At 40.2% G+C, this 19,058-nt stretch carries 17 protein-coding genes; 3 read left to right on the forward strand and 14 right to left on the reverse strand.

Features of this window, described 5'->3' with window-relative positions; genetic code table 11:
- Positions 1–178: 178 nt before the first annotated feature.
- From LXL81_RS24830 to LXL81_RS24875, 10 genes are all read right to left on the reverse strand, one after another.
- Positions 179–1,585: a hypothetical protein gene (locus LXL81_RS24830; RefSeq protein WP_234649971.1), complete on the reverse strand. Its 1,407-nt coding sequence runs from the start codon at positions 1,583–1,585 to the stop codon at positions 179–181.
- A gap of 16 nt (positions 1,586–1,601) precedes the next feature.
- Positions 1,602–1,946: a heavy-metal-associated domain-containing protein gene (locus LXL81_RS24835; protein ID WP_234649973.1), complete on the reverse strand. Its 345-nt coding sequence runs from the start codon at positions 1,944–1,946 to the stop codon at positions 1,602–1,604.
- A gap of 20 nt (positions 1,947–1,966) precedes the next feature.
- Positions 1,967–2,212: a heavy metal-binding domain-containing protein gene (locus tag LXL81_RS24840; protein WP_234649975.1), complete on the reverse strand. Its 246-nt coding sequence runs from the start codon at positions 2,210–2,212 to the stop codon at positions 1,967–1,969.
- Positions 2,213–2,233: 21 nt separating this feature from the next.
- Complete coding sequence (locus LXL81_RS24845; protein WP_234649977.1) at positions 2,234–2,824, reverse strand: AraC family transcriptional regulator; 591 nt, start codon at positions 2,822–2,824, stop codon at positions 2,234–2,236.
- 75 nt (positions 2,825–2,899) lie between these two features.
- Positions 2,900–5,134: a TonB-dependent receptor gene (locus LXL81_RS24850; protein ID WP_234649979.1), complete on the reverse strand. Its 2,235-nt coding sequence runs from the start codon at positions 5,132–5,134 to the stop codon at positions 2,900–2,902.
- 82 nt (positions 5,135–5,216) lie between these two features.
- Entirely contained in the window at positions 5,217–5,681 is a 465-nt protein-coding gene (locus LXL81_RS24855) for a hypothetical protein (RefSeq protein WP_234649981.1), read from the reverse strand.
- Between the two features lie 45 nt (positions 5,682–5,726).
- Positions 5,727–5,936 (reverse strand): heavy-metal-associated domain-containing protein, encoded by a 210-nt coding sequence (locus tag LXL81_RS24860; protein ID WP_234649982.1) that lies wholly within the window; start codon positions 5,934–5,936, stop codon positions 5,727–5,729.
- A gap of 119 nt (positions 5,937–6,055) precedes the next feature.
- The gene (locus LXL81_RS24865) at positions 6,056–6,643 is read right to left on the reverse strand and encodes a Uma2 family endonuclease (RefSeq protein ID WP_234649985.1); all 588 of its coding nucleotides are present in this window, start codon (positions 6,641–6,643) and stop codon (positions 6,056–6,058) included.
- A gap of 126 nt (positions 6,644–6,769) precedes the next feature.
- The gene (locus tag LXL81_RS24870) at positions 6,770–9,007 is read right to left on the reverse strand and encodes a cation-translocating P-type ATPase (protein ID WP_234649987.1); all 2,238 of its coding nucleotides are present in this window, start codon (positions 9,005–9,007) and stop codon (positions 6,770–6,772) included.
- Between the two features lie 81 nt (positions 9,008–9,088).
- Positions 9,089–9,427, reverse strand: a complete 339-nt coding sequence (locus LXL81_RS24875; RefSeq protein WP_234649990.1) for a tRNA-binding protein — start codon at positions 9,425–9,427, stop codon at positions 9,089–9,091.
- A 104-nt stretch (positions 9,428–9,531) separates the two neighbouring features.
- Here LXL81_RS24875 and LXL81_RS24880 point away from each other — a divergent pair, with 104 nt between their 5' ends.
- Positions 9,532–10,635 (forward strand): lactonase family protein, encoded by a 1,104-nt coding sequence (locus LXL81_RS24880; RefSeq protein WP_234649992.1) that lies wholly within the window; start codon positions 9,532–9,534, stop codon positions 10,633–10,635.
- Positions 10,636–10,699: 64 nt separating this feature from the next.
- On the opposite strand, the gene LXL81_RS24885 is transcribed toward LXL81_RS24880, so the two are convergent.
- A complete protein-coding gene (locus tag LXL81_RS24885) occupies positions 10,700–12,109 on the reverse strand; it encodes a TlpA family protein disulfide reductase (protein ID WP_234649994.1) in 1,410 nt (469 codons plus the stop codon).
- 145 nt (positions 12,110–12,254) lie between these two features.
- On the opposite strand from LXL81_RS24885, the gene LXL81_RS24890 reads away from it, so the two are divergent.
- Positions 12,255–12,989 (forward strand): YdcF family protein, encoded by a 735-nt coding sequence (locus LXL81_RS24890; protein ID WP_234649998.1) that lies wholly within the window; start codon positions 12,255–12,257, stop codon positions 12,987–12,989.
- 102 nt (positions 12,990–13,091) lie between these two features.
- On the opposite strand, the gene pfkA is transcribed toward LXL81_RS24890, so the two are convergent.
- Positions 13,092–14,066: a 6-phosphofructokinase gene (gene pfkA, locus LXL81_RS24895; RefSeq protein ID WP_234650000.1), complete on the reverse strand. Its 975-nt coding sequence runs from the start codon at positions 14,064–14,066 to the stop codon at positions 13,092–13,094.
- Between the two features lie 319 nt (positions 14,067–14,385).
- On the opposite strand from pfkA, the gene LXL81_RS24900 reads away from it, so the two are divergent.
- Positions 14,386–16,863 carry a YfhO family protein gene (locus tag LXL81_RS24900; protein ID WP_234650002.1) on the forward strand — a complete coding sequence of 826 codons (2,478 nt, stop codon included), beginning with the start codon at positions 14,386–14,388 and terminating at the stop codon, positions 16,861–16,863.
- A gap of 96 nt (positions 16,864–16,959) precedes the next feature.
- On the opposite strand, the gene LXL81_RS24905 is transcribed toward LXL81_RS24900, so the two are convergent.
- The gene (locus tag LXL81_RS24905) at positions 16,960–17,817 is read right to left on the reverse strand and encodes a prephenate dehydrogenase (protein WP_234650004.1); all 858 of its coding nucleotides are present in this window, start codon (positions 17,815–17,817) and stop codon (positions 16,960–16,962) included.
- Positions 17,818–17,880: 63 nt separating this feature from the next.
- Positions 17,881–19,038: a pyridoxal phosphate-dependent aminotransferase gene (locus LXL81_RS24910; protein ID WP_234650005.1), complete on the reverse strand. Its 1,158-nt coding sequence runs from the start codon at positions 19,036–19,038 to the stop codon at positions 17,881–17,883.
- Positions 19,039–19,058: the final 20 nt, after the last annotated feature.

A 19,058-nucleotide genomic window follows, 5' to 3' on the forward strand; every position in this document is an offset into this window, starting at 1 on the left:
CTGTAACCTGAACTGCATCCAGTTAGCTTGCCTTTTCTTTAATTTCAAAATCAACAAGTACTAAATCGCACGGATTTAAAGAATAACCGGTTTTCTTTTGTTCACCGAGGCCGATGTAAGAAACAAAAATTTGTGTATGGTTTACCTATGAAAGCTGCTTCACAATGAAGAAAAGTAATTACATGCGCATTAATCCCGGCGTCAAACGGAGATAGATTTGTCCCGATAACGGCATTTTACCATAAAATGATTTCAAATCTTTGTCAATATGATAAACACTTCCCTGAATTCCAGCCTGGACCAGTGTATTTGAAAATGAAAATATCTGGCGGTTTATACCCAATGTAAAAGAAGAAATTGGGTATTTATGATTAAACATTTTGTCAGCCGGAACAACATCAAGCTCTTCCTGGCTTTTCTGCACCCATTCATAACGGCCATAAACAGACCACTTGTCTAGCTGCAAATTAGACTCCGCCAGTACAGAACTTTCTTTATGGTTTTCTCCTGAATCATTTAATCCATAAACCAGTGAAGATGAAATCCATCGGTTTTTTGAACCTAAAACCATACTGTGCTGCGCAGAGACAGTTGTTCTCTTAACATTTTCTTCGGGATGATTGGCTTCCGGACTTTTGATATAACCATGTGAAGCCTGGAATGCCCAGTTTGCCGACGGGTTAAATAAAAGCCGGTAACTGTATGAATCAAAACGCGGTTTGTCAAAATTAAACCTGTTTTCATTTGGCTCACGCCCTGTGAAAGTGGAAGCTTCTAATTTAAATTTCCCATAACGAAGCCCTGCTGTCACCACTCCAAAAGTAATATGCGTCGCATCCTGCCAATGATGCCCAAGCGCAGCATCAGGATTGTTAAATGCCGACATGCGGTGCATAAAAGCAGTTGGACCCAGCGCGGGCTCTCCCGGATATCCTGCATAAATCGTGATATCCATTTTCTGATTTATCCGCTGCGTATAAGCAACCGCCAGTTCAGAAATCAGATCATGTGGATGCTGGCGATCCACCAAAGCGTTCCCTTTCCAGGTTTCGCCCGATTGAAATAATAGCGGATAACCCGAACCACCATCAAAAATCCGGTCAAGTGAAACCATGGATCTGATTGTTAACAAACCATTTTCGCCCACTTTCCTTTGCGCCATTCCCATCACATAGTTGGGCAAACTCACCTTATCACCAAAGCCCTTTCTGGTGATATGATTAAGATTTTGACGTGTATAACGCAGATACAAACTTCCGTGCAGCATGTAATTCCACTTGTCGCTATGTTTCATATATGCATACATCGGCGTTGCATCAGGTTGCCAGCTTGTGCCTGAGCCATTCCTGTTCATTGGCAGACTTAATGAAAACGAGTGATTCATCTGCATTTTCATCCCTCCCATTGAATCTGTCCTGTTCATATTCCCCATGTCATGTTTGTCAATCTTCTGGTGGTCATGCATTTCATGTTTTACAGAATCTTTCTTCATGGGCATTTCCATATGGTTATGCTGCGCGGAAACGGATGTTACCAAAAGCAGGGCGTAACCGGAAAAAAGGGAAATCAATGGTCTCGCTTTCATAACGTCTTCTTTTTGGTCAATGAGCCGCAGCAGTTTTGCGGCAGCAGCTTGGCAATTTATCGTGTGCTTTTTGATTGGCAGGCGATAGATCTGCGTCATAACCGGTGTTATTAATTGTTGCTTTTATCGCTTCCTCAGTTGTTTTATCCGGATTATATTTCACAGTTACCACCTTATCCTTCAAGTCCAGATTTGATTCTTTCACCCCTTTTGAAAGTCCCAGATTACGTTCAATACGCTCCTTGCACATTTCGCATATTGCAGAAGTTTTGAATTTCACTTCTTTGTCTTTGCCATCAGCGTTGACAAAATTTACACTTAAAAAAAGTGCTGCTACAAATAGAATGATTGTCTTTTTCATTAGTTTATTTTGATTAAAGATTAATGTGTATGAGCCGTAGAATCAGTTTCTGCCAATGCGACTTCCTGTAAATCCATTTTACAAACCGGGCATTTTCCAGCTTGTGCATACGTTTTTTCACCTTCGCACTGCATCGGACAAGCGTATTTTTTTTCAGCTGCTGCCTCGACCTTTGCTGGCCTTTCTAATGTTTCTTTGGCTTTTTCCTGGTTTCCTGAACAGGCAAATAGTAGTGTTAATGGCAAAGCAAAAAGAATTTTTCTCATTGTTTTTTTGATTTATATGGATTATATCGTTTTAATTTTCGGTTCCCCCACCTGATCAAGCGCTTTTCTTGGAAGACTATTTCCTTTTTTAAATTCTCCGGGTGTTATTCCGGTTACCTTTTTGAACTGATTACTTAAATGCGCGGAACTGCTGTAAGACAGCCTCCAGGCCATTTCGCTTAGACTTAACTCGTTATAAGAAAGCCATTCTTTTACTTTTTCCACTTTCTGAGCGATGATATATTGTTCAATCGTTTGTCCGGTTTCGGATGAAAACAGACTGCTCAGATAGGAATATTCATAACCTGTTTTTTGAGAAAGATAATCTGAAAAATTAACCGAAGCCGGTTTATGACCTTTCAGATATTGCACTTCTTCGATGATCAGAGTTTTAATATTTTCTACCAAAGTAGCACGTTTATCGTCCAGCAATTCAAATCCGTTTATTTCAAGCGTTTCCTTCACCCGAATTAATTTTTCAGCATCAAGTTCAGATTTCGTTTCAATTTCTCCCAATTCAATATGAGTTAACGCAATATCAAGTTTATCAAGTTCTTCTCTGACAACCTTGATACATCTTTCGCAAACCATATTTTTGATAAATAACCGCATTTTAAATTATTAATGATTAAGGCCGGGTCGCCGGTGCGATTAATTGTTAATGTTGGCAATTGGGATTTTCCTTAGTTATCTTACTATTTTGTATCTGACGCCTGCGTAGATCATTCTTCCAACTACTGGTCCCCAGGCCATTCCTGCGTCAAACTGTTTTCCAAAAGGATCGTTTGCCGCGTATATTGGATTTTTTTGGCGGAAATTGTTTAAATTTTCACCTCCCAGGTAAATATCCCATTTTGGAAAAGTTCTGGTGATCTGAGCATTAATGTTGAAATAGGACGGAGCATCAGACGACATAAATGTTGAATTATCCCCATGCCCTAACATACCATACATCGGATTCATATTAGGCAAACGTCGTTTTCCATTCCATTGCACCGTAGCGTCGAATTTCCATTTATCATAAGGTAAAGCATATCCAGCATTGAACAAAACCCTGTCGCGGCTTACCAGCATTTTTGGAAGTAAAACGTTTTCATTGCTCAATCCATAAACGGTTTGTTTCACATCAAATAAACGATACGCCAGTTTAAAATCCAGACGTTTTACTGGTGTCAGATTTACTTCTGCCTGGAAACTGTTTGCATATGCTTTTCCTTTCAAATTATAAAAACGAATATATTTGGGGTTCTCAAAATCGGCTACAAGCTGGTTTTCGAAATTTGTCCGGTAAAAATCTGTCACAAATGTTCCCTGCATTTCACCGATTTTAAATTCCTGTGTCAGACTTGCGCCATAATTCCATGAAACTTCCGGACGCAATTTTTCTAGAAAAACAACCTGCCGCGAACTGACCAGATTTCCATAATATTCAGCCAGTGGATTTGCTACACGAAAACCCCGGCCTGCTGATGCGCGTAACGCTGTGTTGCCCGTCAGACTGTATTTCATATGCAAACGCGGCGTAAACTGCGTGCCGTAAAGATTATGAAAGTCAACGCGCGAGCCGGCAACCAATACGAATTTATCAAGATTGTTATAGGTATATTCAACAAAAACTCCCGGAACCGATTCCCTCCTCAGCAAAGTTGTGTCCTTATACTTTTCGTTATAATTATCCAGCATATAACTAACGCCAGCCTTGTAAGAATGATTCGTGCTGCTCAGAATCGATTGATAGATCAGATTTCCATACAAAGTCTCCTGGCGGCCATTGTAATTGGTCAGGCCAAAATAGGATTTGGAATCATGCAGAGAAGCATTGATGATCAAGCCTAAACCTTTGTATGGTTTGTCAGGATAAAGGCGGGCAATTTTGGAAAAGAATTCATACCGATTAACATTTGCACCAAAACCATAGGCCTGGGTTGTTCCTTTCATTTCTTCCCGAAAGCCTGTTTGTCCGCCTAACCGATCTTCATGCAAGGCTTTTACACCCAGCTGAACCATCGTTCTTTCACTTTGGTATTTCCAGCGGTTGATTATATTGTATTGATTATAGAGCGGCAAATCAAGAAATCCGTCGCCATTTTTATCAATTCTATTTTTTAATGTGCTGGCATGGGTCAATAATCCGGTGCTCCATTTGTCAGATAGTTTGGTTGCCAGATTCAGATTGACTTCCGCCCGTCCAAAATTATTGACATAGGTATTGAAATAAAGCTTTTCGCGCGTATCCGGTTTTTGCAGTTCCACATTGATTTGACCGGTCATGGATTCGTAACCATTCACAACCGAGCCCGCACCTTTTCCAACATCAATGGCTTGTATCCAGGTCCCGGGCACAAAATTCATCCCAAAAGTTGAAGCCAGACCGCGGATTGTTGGAATATTTTCAATATTAGTCTGAATATACGTCCCATTCAGACCTAACATCTGAATTTGTTTTGCGCCAGTTACGGCGTCACTGTAAGAGACCGAGACGGAAGCATTGGTTTCAAAACTTTCGGAGAGATTACAACATGCGGCTTTTGCCAAAGCGCGGGTTGTGATAATTTCAGTCTGATGCGGGGATAATCTGTCAATAGAGGAAGCGTTGGCCTTAACGACTACTTCATTTAAAATCTGATCACTTTTCAGAACCACTTCCAATTCACTTTCCGCACCAATTTTGATGGTATCATTTTTAAATCCGACAAAACTGATGACCAGTTTGTTGGATTGTGTAATACGTGGAATTGAGAATTTTCCGGTCGTATCCGTTACAGAAGATTGCGAAGTTCCGGCCCAGTAAACATTAGCACCGGTGAGTGGTTTTAACTTTTTCTCACCAGTTATCTGCTCGTAAACTGCTCCGCTTATTCGTTGTGCAAATGAAAATTGCACACATAGAAGCAAAATCGCTCCAATTAAATATCCTTTCATTATTGACTAAATCACGATGTATGAGAAAACCGATATTGATCTCTAAAATAAGAGTCAACATTAAAATCTGATAATCAATGATTTATATCAAAAAAGACTGAACAAAAGAGAGCATACCTCTCCCATGAAAGCGTGAGGAGAATGATATGGTTTGAAGTGTAGATTTTGCAGATGGATAAACCCATTCATGCACCAAAAATATAAAAGACTGAGTCGACCAAAGATCGCCGTCAGCAATCATCTTAACCGATTTTGCATGAAGTGCTGCAAATGACGAAACGGCATCAACTTTTTCAAATTTCTGCTGGACCTTACAACAATCAGTCTTTTTGAAGAAATTTTTCTTTAAATCTTTTAGTGCTTTACTTTTTGCACAGCAGGAAGAAACAACTTTTTTCTTACAGGAATCAGCTTTTTTTTCTTTGACAAATTTCATAGTCATCCCCTGCATCAGGCACTGATGCTCCGTCAGTCCAAATCCTGTGCTGCTTACCAGCACCAGAACGGCCATCAGAATGGTTATGTATCTATAAAAACTTTTTTTCATTTAAGCTGTATATTTTCTTAAAAGATTCACAAAGTTACACAAAAATCAGGCTATTTCAGTTGCAAGATATCCTGCCTGTTTAACAACCTCAGACACTTCCTCAGCTGATTTATCAGTTTCAACCGACAAAATGCGATCAGGACTTTGCAAATCCACAGCCCATTTTTCAATTCCATTTTCAGAAGTTAAAAATGGAGTAACGGCAGCAATACAGCTTCCGCATTTGATATTGGTTTTAAATTTTATCGTTTCCATAAGATGAAATGCTATTTGACAGATTACTATTATCTCTTTGCAAAGATCGACAGGAAAGATTAAAAAATATTACAGAATTCGGGGTTGGTATTGTATAGTTATTGGTTTCCTGAAATAACTTAAAATCCCGGAGAATCAGTATCAGATAATTCAATGCCCCTATAAATATCTTCTAACAAAATTGAGCAATTATCTATTATCACGCTTTCATCATTATTAGTATAAATATGGCTAAGCCATTCTGATTCGTTCAACTTTCTGATTATTTCAATTTTCTTCTTTTTTGATGATATTAAAATATATTCCCTAAATGTAGAAATGGTTTTATAACAATCGAACTTCTCCAACCTGTCATAATGTTCAGTGGAATCTGATAGTACTTCTATAATGATTTCAGGGTTTTCAAGCGAGTCAAGTCCCCGGGAAGATTTTGCATAAACTGGTTTCTTACAAATAATTACAAGATCAGGAAAGGTAAACCTATCACATTTTTCCACTCTTATAAGTTGATCGCTTGTATAAACAAGACATCCTTTCTTTTTTAGACAATATCCAAGTTCAATGGTTATATTAGCTACGATAAGATTGTGAGCTGGTTGAGCCCCGGCCATAGCAAGAATCTCTCCTGCATGATATTCCAGTTTTACGTCAGATTTTGCCAATAAGTCGAAATATTCTTCGTGCGTCACCTGTGTAGTTGTTTGCATAAATGAAATTTGGTAGTGTGTGGATTATCAAATTTAACTTTTTATAAATTCGTTTGCAATTGAAAAAATCGCTCTAATCAAAATCTGAATAAAAAAGTCCGGACCCGGAATTTAAATTATTTCGGATTATAATTTCAAACCCCGCAACCTAAGACTATTAGTCACCACCGAAACCGAACTCAGCGCCATTGCAGCACCAGCAATCATCGGATTTAACAAAAATCCATTAATAGGATATAAAATTCCGGCGGCGATCGGAATTCCGATCAGGTTATAAATAAACGCCCAGAAAAGATTTTGTTTGATCGTCGCAACCGTTTTTCTGGAAAGTTGTAATGCTTTTGGCAAAACCATAAGATCAGAAGTGATTAAAGTCATTTTTGCAACATCCATTGCGATGTCTGATCCTTTTCCCATGGCAATACTGACATCAGCCTGTACCATTGCCTGAGAGTCATTAACGCCGTCACCGACCATCGCTACAATTTTTCCCCCGGATTGCAATTTTTGAATAAACTGCATTTTATCATCCGGTTTTACTTCTGCCAGGTAATTTTTAATACCCACTTGTTTAGCAACGGCTGCAGCAGTTTGTTCATTATCTCCCGTCAACATATAAACTTCGATGCCTTGTTCCTGTAACTTTTGAACTGCTTCGGCAGAGGTAGCTTTTAACTGATCTGCTATTGAAATTACCGCAATCTGGACTTGATTTAAACCTACTCCAATAACAGTTCTGGCAGCTTTTCGCTCATTTTCCGCTGTTTGCAACAGTACAGAATCCAGTAAAACTCCTTCTTTTTCTAAAAATGAAAGTGTCCCGATGATGTAGCTTTCACCTTTTACAATCCCCTTAACTCCGTTCCCGGTTATGGATTCAAATTTTTCAATCTTTTCAGAATTATTTGTTTTAACAAAACGGACAACTGCCTGCGCCAGTGGATGTTCGGAACGAGATTCCAATGCGCCGATTGCAGCTGCGTGTTGGTCCTTATTTTCCAGACTTTCAGTCCATTTCCAGTTTGTCACTTCCGGGTGGCCCTGAGTCAATGTTCCGGTTTTATCTAAAACGATAGCATTGACTTCTTTCGCCTTTTCAAGACTCTCAGCATCACGGATCAGAATGTTATTTTCAGCTCCTTTGCCCACGCCAACCATAATTGCCGTCGGTGTTGCAAGTCCCAATGCACATGGACAAGCTATAACCAAAACAGAAACAGAAGCCAGCAGCGCCTGGGTTAAGGCATTTTCGCCACCAAAAAACATCCAGACACAAAAAGTCATGATAGCAATGGCGATTACGACGGGCACAAAAATTCCTGCAATTTTATCCACCAAACGTTGAACCGGAGCCTTGCTTCCCTGAGCGGCTTGAACGGTTTTTATGATTTGAGCCAGAACGGTATTCTTGCCAATTTTTTCAGCTAAAAAAGTAAAACTTCCCTGCTGATTTATAGTTCCTGCAAAAACCTGAGAACCTTTGGTTTTTTCCGCAGGAACAGGTTCGCCAGTAATCAGACTTTCATCGACAAAGGAATTTCCACTGATTAACTTTCCATCAACCGGGATTTTCTCTCCGGAACGAATAATGATTTCGTCATGCAGCTGCACTTCCCTGACCGGGATTTCAATTTCTTTTTGGTCACGGATTACCTTTACCGTTTTTGGCTGCAAACCGATCAGTTTTTTTAAAGCATCGGAAGTATTGGTTTTCGCTTTTTCTTCAAGCAGCTTTCCTAATAAAATAAAAAAAATGATCACCGCAGTAGCTTCAAAATACACATGCGGATGAAAACCCCGTGCGTGCCAGAATTGCGGATTTAGCGTATTGAAAGTACTGAAAAGAAAAGCAATTCCGGTACTTAAAGCCACCAAAGTATCCATATTGGACTTTCCATGTCTGGCCTGTTTAAATGCATTGACAAAAAAATCTTTACCGAAAATAAATAAGACCGGTATCGTCAAAGCCATCATGATGTAGTTACTGAAAGGCAAATCCATGAAAAACATCCCAATAACGACAACCGGAACAGCCAATATGCCGGTAAGCATTGTTTTTCTTTTCAGATCATTATAGTGTTCAAGCTGGATTTTTTCCTGTTCCACAATGGCTTCTTCGTCATCATCATTGATAATCAAACCATAACCCACACTTTCCAGAACTTTGTCCAGAGCTTCCAGATTTGTTTCTCTGGGATCAAATTCTAACAGAGCAGATTGATTTGCATAATTTACACCAACATTTGAAACACCCGAAGTACTTTTCAATGTAGATTCCACACTGACCGCACAGGCCGCGCACGACATGCCGGTTACGGGAACTGTAACTTTTTTTATATTGATAACTTTATGATCCGCTTCCATGATTTCTAATTCTTTGATACAAAGTTAACTTATCCCGAAACGGACTACATTACAAAATTAAAGCCCAACCTTGCAAGATTATCAGGCGAGTCGTGTTCCATTTGGCAAAACCTTATCCGGACAAGCAAGAATTACTTCACCATCTTCCAAAACAAAACCGGTTGTCAGCACTTCTGATCGGAAATCTGCAATCTGTTTTACAGGAAAATTGACAACACATAAAACCTGTTTTCCTATCAATTCTTCCTTGGTGTACAGTCTGGTAATTTGCGCCGAGCTTTGTTTTGTACCAATTTCTTCACCAAGATCAATCCAGAGTTTATAAGCCCGTTTTCGTGCTTTGGGAAAATCTTCGGCACGAATGATCGTACCGGCTCTTTGATCCACTTTTTCAAAATCCTGCCAGGTTATTGCTTCCATTTTATATTGTTGAGGCTTGTTTCAATATATAATTCATTTCATCATTAAAAAGTTACAAATCATTGCTTTCCTGATCTAAGGCTCATTTATCAAAATACAATCTTATGAGAAAATTAGTAAGTTTCGCGCTGGTCCTGATCTTAGGATTTTCAGGTATTTCGTTCAAGGAAAAAACAGTTCTTTTCTATATCGGAAGCCAGGACAAATCTGAAAATGCTTCCATTTCTTTATGTGAATTAGATCTGGCAACCGGAAAGATCACTTTGAAAGATAATTTTAAAACTAGTCCGGGACCGGGGTATGTCAGTATTTCTCCCAATAAAAAAAACCTGTACACCGTAACTTCTGATAATAAGATTACTGCTTACACCATCGGGGCTGATCAAAAACTGACTTTCCTTAATAGCCAACCTTCGGACGGATTGAATCCCTGCCACGTATCGGTGGATCCTTCGGGAAAAATGGCTTTTGTATCCAATTACACAGGCGGAAGTTTTACGGCTTATACTTTGGCAGCGGATGGGACAGTGAATCCTGCCACGTATTCGCAACAATTTACAGGAACCGGCCCAAACGAAAAACGTCAGGAAAAACCACATGCGCATTTTACATCGACCACACCAAACGGGAAATATGTCTATGTTGTGGATTTAGGGACAGATCATGTGATGAACTATGTAGTCAATACGCAGACCGGCGAGCTGAAACCAAATCCGGCACAAGCAGCCTTCAATGCAAAACCAGGCGCTGGCCCAAGGCATTTTGTCATTTCACCTTCAGGAAAATTTATGTATCTGCTTAATGAACTTGATTTGACGGTAACTGCTTGTTCCATCAGTGAAACAGGTGTGATTACTGCGATTGCAAGTTATCCGACAATTCCCGCTGACTTCAAAGATGCAAGTACCAGTGCTGCCATTCATTTACATCCCAACGGAAAATTTGTATATACCTCCAACCGCGGGCATAACAGTATCAGTGCTTTTCAGATCAAGGCAAACGGGGAACTGGAAAAAGTGGATGAAGTAACGCAGGCTATCAAAACGCCGCGTGATTTCAATATCGACCCGACAGGAAAATATATGATCGTGGCCAATCAGGATAAGGACAATCTGGTGGTTTATGAGATTAATGCTAAAACAGGAAAACTCACTTTCAAACATGAAAGTATTGCGGTGAAGCTCCCGATTTGTATTGCTTTTTTATAGCCCTACAATACAGAATCCACAATAAGTGAATATTGTGGATTCTGAAAATTGAAATACATTTCTTCTATTTAGCGGATGCCAGCTGTTTCTTTTTGTAGTAATTAAGAAAATCATCCAGCTGCTCTACCGGCATTTTCCGGGCAATTATTTTTTTGTTTTTATCCAGTACGTAAATCGTTGGTGTGGTTACCACGTCAAATTTCCTGTTGAAATCAATCTGATTTAATGGATCAAAACCGTTGATCATTTCGTCCAGATGATAGGTGGATACAAAAGATTTCCATTCTTCCTGATTATGTTCTGTATCAATGGCGATAACTTTTACGCCATCCGCCTTATTTTTGTCATAAAACTTTTTCAAAACCGGCGATGCTTCCTTGCAATGTCCGCAAGTGGCTGCGTAGAAAAACAATATGGTGTAATTGGCATTAACGGTTTGTAAATCAACCTTTTTCCCTGCCGGGTCTGTAACAGTTAAGGCTGGAAAAGTTTTATTGACCAAAAGATATTTTAATGTATTTACTTTTTCACCAATCCGCTTTTTGGTATCTTCTGAAACGCCCATCTCGCCAGACAAATAATATTTATTGGCCATATGTACCCAAAGCGCCTCTGTGCCAACCGTTTTAGGATTTTCATATTGATTGATAATATAAAAAACCACATACGATTTCACCTCTTTGTTGGCAGAAGCTTTGGCAACCAGCCAGTCGGTATCTTTGATCAGTGAATCCGGTGTTTGCACAACCAGATTCTTGATATAGCGATCGAGTTTTGATTCAAGAAAAGGGGTGCGTAAAATTCGCTCGTCAGAAAAATCAACCTGATCCCAGTAATGCGCTTTGTAATAATTAAAAACCCAAAGTGAATCTGTTTTTCCATTTGCCAGTTTTGGAGCAGCAGGAACTTCCGGATCGCTGGACATTTTCAGTAATTTGGCCGTAAATGTATCTGCATTATCTTTAATAAACTTTTCACGGTAATTTTTGAACTCATCCTGCGCCTGTTTCATTTTTACAGAGGCATCCGCAGATTGTGTTTTATTCAAAACTTCGATTTCCTTAACCCGGCTTTTCAATTCTTTTTGATAGGCATAAAAGAGCTGATTTTCTTTTGAGCCCTTCACTTCCATAGCTCCCACAAAATCCGCAGTATCAGTGACCATTGAAAAATTGGTTTCCTTACCAGAATAAACAAATTCCAGCCATTTTTGATTACCGGGCAACAATAGCAAATAAAGTCCGCCGGGAAGATTTGTCTTCCCATCAAAAACCATATGACCATTTCCGTCAGCCTTGGCAGTGTCTTTGGCAACAAATTGTTTGTTGCTGTAACTCCAATGGCCCAAAACGCAGGAGCTGTCTTTCAAACCCTTCAACGTTGCTTCAATATGATAACCCTGACCGAAAGAATGTGTAGCTAAACTGAGGACAAAAAAAGAAATCAAAATGGCTGTGTGCGTTCTTTTTTTCATTTGAAAATGATGTGATAATTATGAACTGTTTAATTATTAAGCTAAATCGTGGCTGAGAATACAAAATTAAACTCAAAACGCTTACTTCTATCAGCTTCGTACCCAAATGTTTTATTTTCTCTCCAAATCAATTGATTTTCTATTAATGCCATTCAGTATAAGTCTGATTCTTATTCTCTATGGATTGATGACTAAAAAAGCCCGCAGAAAACGAATCGCTGTCATTTTTGCTTTTGTTATACTCTATTTAATTTCCAATTCATTTCTGATAAACAAGGCATTCAACTGGTGGGAGTATAAGCCTGTCAATATCAGTGAAGTAAAAAAAACGTATGATGTGGGCATATTACTTACAGGAGGAATGATCAGTACGCCTGATCTGACGATAGATCATCCGGATTTTGGCCCTCATGCAGACCGGTTCCTTCAAGCTTATTTGTTGTATAAAAATGGTAAAATCAGAAAAATACTGATCACAGGTGCCAGTCCGAAAGACTTTGTTGATGCCGGGAAAAGCGAAGTGCAGCAGGTTTCAACTTTGCTTATTCAATGGGGTGTAAAACCCGAAGATATTCTTCTGGAGCCAAATGCAAAAAACACGAGAGAAAACGCAGTGTATTCTGAAAAGATTCTGCATTCAAAATTTCCAGGAAAAAGCTATATTTTGATAACTTCCTCCTTTCATTTAAGACGTGCGCTGGCCTGTTTCAAAAAAGCCGGTGTTTCTGCCGATGTGTTTCCAACCGATTTTTACGGAGGTACCGGCAGTACGAAAATAAAGGATATGATTATACCAGACCCGGAAGTTGTTGGATATTCACAACCTTTGTTCCGCGAATGGGTTGGAATTATTATTTACAAATTAATGGGATACTGCTGATCCTTTGACGACGGTCAGGTAATGGTCATTTATTGTCACTGCCTGTATGGGTACAACAAATGACAACAAGTGACTATTCCTGACAACAAATTTCAGTATTCGTTAAACACTCAATATTTTAACCATTCTCAGCAAATCATCGCTGATTGGTTTTGGTAGGCGGATAGTGTCTTCAAACGGCGTATAAACGAGCTCATTGTTGATAATTCCGGCCATCACATTTTTTTGTCCGCCCAATAAACCTTCCAAAGCACCAAGTCCTAAGCGGCTGGCAAGGATACGGTCATAAGCCGAGGGAGAACCTCCGCGCTGGGTATGTCCAAGTGTTGTCACACGGATATCCGCGTTTTCGTCAACCTGCGATTTAATTTTTTCTGCTACTTCAACGGCACTTCCGGCCTCGTCACCTTCTGCAACCACAATAATCGAAGACGATTTTGAACGGCTCCATCCTTGTTTCAAAGTTTCCACAACTTCCGACAAGGGCGTCAATACTTCTGGTACCATCACCAATTCCGCACCACCGGCAATACCCGACTGAACGGCGATATAACCTGAGTCACGGCCCATTACTTCAATAAAGAAAATCCGGTCGTGTGAGCTGGCTGTGTCGCGGATACGGTCAATAGCATCCAATGCTGTATTTACTGCTGTATCAAAACCGATGGTATAATCAGTTCCGTATAAATCATTATCTATTGTTCCTGGTGCTCCAACGGTTGGTATCCCATATTCATTACCAAAAATCATAGCACCTGTAAAAGTACCATTTCCACCGATGGCAATCATTCCTTCAATGCCGTGGGCGGTAAGCTGATCGTATGCTTTTTTCCTTCCTTCCGGCGTCATAAATTCTTTACTCCGAGCCGATTTCAGGATTGTACCACCTCTTTGCACAATATTACTAACCGAGTGAGATTCCATTTTGTAAACATCACCGGCAATCATTCCGCTATATCCTCTTCTGATTCCAAAAACTTCTATTCCATGGTATACCGCTCCGCGCACCACAGCACGGATACAGGCGTTCATTCCGGGTGCATCTCCTCCTGAGGTGAAAACTCCAATTCTTTTCATTTATCTATCGGGTTACTACTAATCAATTCCTAATTCTATTGCGTTTTTGACTTAAAGGCACAATTTCTGCAAATTTATCGGGTATTTTCTTAAATTTTACTTCCTATTTCGGATTTCTATCAAAAAAATACTAAAACAAGATTCTAATTTTACATCCCAAACATATATCAATACTTTTATATTTGCGCTCGTTAACAAAAATTTAACGTACAAGGATAGATGTTCTTTGTGAGTATGATGAAAGAAAAGTCATATTTGTACGTATTATTGACATTATAATATCACATTTCAAATACCTCTCGGGCTTACTATTATCAAAATGAAAAATTTATTTTCCTGGCAACAAATCCGGCCGCATTTTTTCGCGGTGATAGGTTTTATGATTTTGTCATTAATTTATGCATTTCCCGTGCTGGAAGGCAAAAAGCTGAATCAGCATGATGATGTACAGGCAAAAGCAGCTGCCCGCGAAGTAGTAGCCTACCATGAAAAAACCGGGGAATGGTCAAACTGGACCAACAGCATGTTTGCCGGGATGCCTGCCTATATGATCGCGGGTGACTATCCGACGAGCATTTCGACGAAGATGGGGCAGATTGTTAATAAAATCTTACCTGCTCCGGCTAATTATTTTCTTATCGGCTGTGTGAGCGCTTATATTCTTTTTCTGGTTGCAGGCGCAAGTGTCTGGCTTTCCGCATTGGGAGCTATTGCATTTGGATTTGCAGCCTGGAATCTGGTCAGTCTGGAAGCCGGTCACGTTTCCAAAATGCTGGCTATTTATTATGCTCCAGGCGTTTTAGCCGGAGTTATTTTGGCATTCCGTAGAAACTGGCTGGCAGGAGCCGCAGTCACGGCAATATTTTTATCTCTTGAACTTTACGCCAACCACGTTCAGATAACCTATTATCTGGGTATAGGGATCATTGTTTTGGTCATCATTGAAAGTTTACCCTATCTGAAAAACGGGCAAATCAAAAAGCTGGCGTTTATTCTTGCCGGACTTGCTTTTGCCGCTACTGTTTCTGTGGGAACACACACAACAAGGCTTTGGAATGCATATGATTATACCAAAGAAACAATCCGGGGAAAACCTGAACTTAGTGTTTCAAACGGAGCAAAAACAAATGATAAACAAGATGGCTTAGACAAGGAATATGCATTTTCTTACAGCTACGGTATTGGAGAAACGTTAACTTTCCTGATCCCAAATGCCTACGGTGGTTCTAACCCGGGAGCACTATCCAATACTTCTGAAACTTATAAAGTCTTTGTCAACAGAGGATTGGACGCAGCGACTGCCAACAATGTAGTTCAGCAATTACCTTTATACTGGGGAGATCAGCCAATTGTAAGCGGACCGGTTTATGCCGGAGCCATTATTCTTTTTCTGTTTATTTTAGGTTTATTTATTGTTAAAAGTCCGCTGAAAAACTGGGCGGCAGGCGTTATTGTACTTTATCTTTTCTGGGCCTGGGGCAAGAACTTTGCAGCATTTAATTATCTTTTCTACGATTATTTCCCAATGTTCAACAAGTTCAGAGCCGTCACGATGGTACTCGCACTTGTGCAGCTTTTAATGGTCTTCGTCGCTGTTCTGGCCTTAAATACAATAGCCAAAAAAGAGATTTCCTGGAAAGATCTGCAACGTCCTTTTTTAATAAGTCTGGGTATAACCGGCGGACTTTCCTTGATTCTGGCTTTGATGCCCACTGTTTTTTTTAGTTTTCAGGGGCTCAACGACGCAGCAGTAGCTAACGAGTACGCACAAATGACGAAGGACCCGGCTTTTGGTCAACAGATTGTAAATGCAATTGTCCAGGACCGTGCCGGATTGATGCGCTCTGATGCTTTCCGCAGTTTATTTTTCATTCTGATAACAGCAGGTTTAATCTGGCTTTGGATGAAAGATAAGATTAAAACAGCATTGCTTTATCCGGTATTGATCCTGTTGCTGATCATCGATATGTTTGGTATTGATAAACGTTATTTGAACAATGCTGACTTTATTGGCAAAAGTGCGTCACTGGCCGCGCTTGCTCCAAGTCCGGCCGATGAAAAAATCATGACCGATACGGATCCGGATTACAGAGTTCTGGATGTTTCAAGAAGTACATTTAATAGTGCAGATGCTTCCTATTTCCATAAATCTCTTGGAGGGTATCACGGCGCCAAACTGAGACGTTACCAGGAATTATTTGAGCATCAGATAGCAAAACAAAATGCAAATCCAGGTATTTTGAATATGCTAAATACCAAATATATCCTAAGTGTTGATCAGCAGGGCAATCAAATTGTACAGCCAAATCCTGACGCATTCGGACATGCCTGGTTTGTACAGGAATATAAAATCGTCGCAAATGCTGATGCAGAAATGGCGGCGCTGGATTCTTTAAAACCAAAACAAACAGCAGTGATTGACCAGCGTTTTGCTGATAAACTGAAAGGATTAACACTTAAAGCGGATTCGACAGATAAAATCAGTCTGATCACTTATAAGCCAAATGAACTGATATACGAAAGCAATTCAAAAAGCGAAGGTCTGGCCGTTTTCTCTGAAATATACTATAACGTCCGGGATGAATGGCAAGTGACAATTGATGGAAAACCTGCTGATCTGCTGCGTGCGGATTATGTCCTGAGAGCACTTCGGGTTCCGGCCGGAAAACATTCAATCACATTCAAATTTGCCCCTGTTTCGGTTGCTACCGGAAAAACTGTTGATTTAATCAGTTCGATATTATTGGTTGGATTGATTGTTGGGGCAGTATTTGTTGAGGTTAGGAAGAAGAGCTAGAAAATAGAATTACAACGCAACAATAAAGTCCGGCAGTACAATACTGTCGGACTTTGTTGTTTTAAGATCAAATATCAATCCTATTAAAAAGTGGAATTACTTTTTCTCAATCCCACTTAAAATCCTGCCAATATCATTTGCTTTTGACATAAAATCCAAGCTAGTCGTCAGGTCCTTACTATCGATGGCCTCCTTAAATTTTTTCAAGAATTCAATATAATCTCCGAGTGCTTTTGAAACGTTGGTTTTGTTTTGGTCAAAAATCGGTGCCCACATTTGAGGAGAGCTTTTAGCCAAACGAACTGTCGAAGAAAATCCGGTACTTGCCATATCAAAAATAGCTTTTTCGTCACGTTCTTTTTCCAAAACTGTCAATCCCAGGGCAAAAGAACTGATGTGGCTTAAATGAGAAACGTAAGCTAGATGCAAGTCGTGCTCAACGGGCGTCATGTAATGGATTTTCATCCCAACATCACGCAGGAAAGTATCAACCAGTGTCAGAGAATCAGGATCACTTTTTTCTTTGTCACAAATTATTACATTTTTCCCAGGCAGTAATTCTTTAAATGCAGCACCCGGGCCCGAATTTTCGGTACCGGCCATAGGATGAACTGCAACAAACTGGGCACGTTTCGGATGCTGATCCGCAATGCTGCAAATCATTTCTTTGGTTGAGCCTAAATCCATAATGGTTCGGCCTTCCGGAAGGTGATCCAATAATTTTGGAAGCAAGGCCGTGATTGCGTCCACGGGTGTGGCCAAAACATTGAGCTCAGCAACCTGCAAAGCCTCCTCCAAAGTCATAATTTCGTCTACAATTCCTTTTGCAAGCGCAATTTTTTGATTGACCAAAGACTTGTCGACACCGACAAATTTGATATGCGGGTATTTTTCCCGGAGCGATAATGCGAATGAGCCGCCGAGCAGGCCAACGCCTATTATACTGATTATCATAAATATTAAAATATCCGGGTCAGAATTTCTCCCAGCCCGAAATAAGATTTTTTGTTAAGAATATTAATTTTTAAGCCGTTCAACCGCTTCCCAGATCCGCTCTTTTGGCATACAAAGGGAAAGCCGGATGTAACGCTGTCCTTTCGGCCCAAAAATAAATCCGGGCGCTATGAATACATGTTTTTCAGTCAGAAGATTATTAACCAGTTTTTCCGCAGATTCGACAGATTCCGGTAACTTTCCCCATAAAAACATACCTTCCTGTTTGTAATCCCATGTGCAGCCTACTGCATTTAAAAATGCCTCAGATGCTTCCAGACGTCCCTGATAAACAGCATTTCTCTGATCATGCCATTCCTGTGGATTTCCAAGTGCCGCTACTGCCGCTTCTTGTAAAGCCCAGAACATGCCTGAATCCACATTGCTTTTTATCGTCAAAACCGCATCAATATAGGGTTTGGCACCCGCAAGCCAACCCAAACGCCAGCCAGCCATATTATGCGATTTGCTCATTGAGTTAAGTTCAATCGCCACCTCTTTCGCTCCTTCAATTGACAACAGACTGATCGGTTCATTTTTATTTAAAACCAGACTATACGGATTGTCGTGACAAAGCAGGATTTTATGTTTTTTAGCAAAAGCCACGGCGGCTTCGAATAATTCTTTTGTTGCTGGTGCTCCGGTTGGCATATGTGGATAATTCAGCCACATTAACTTCGTCCGGGGCGAAACCAGGTTTTCCATCACTTCCCAATCCGGCTGCCATCCATGATCCTCTCGCAATGGATATTCTTTCACCTTTGCTCCTACCATCTGGCTCACGGCGCGGTAGGCCGGGTAACCCAGTTCAGGTACCAGCACTTCATCATCAGGATCAAGAAAAGTTAGAGAAATATGCGTAATTCCTTCTTTTGAGCCGATTAATGGCAGAATTTCAGAAGCGGGATTTAAGGTAACGCCATAGGTTCTTTGATAATATTCTGCAATTGCATTCCGAAAAGACACTGTTCCTACATACGGTTGATAACCATGTGCCTGAGGCTTTAAAGCTGCCTCTGAAAGTGTTGTAAGTGTTTGCTCAGAAGGCATCATGTCCGGATTTCCAATCCCAAGATTGATCACGTCATGTCCTTCGGCTACCAGTTTTCTTACTTCGGCCAGCTTTACTGAAAAGTAATACTCGGACGTTTGCCGGGTGCGCTGGGCAGTTTCTATTATCATTGTTTAATGCATTAATTATT

Origin of the sequence: Dyadobacter sp. CY356, assembly GCF_021440195.1 — a bacterium.
GTDB lineage: Bacteria > Bacteroidota > Bacteroidia > Cytophagales > Spirosomataceae > Dyadobacter.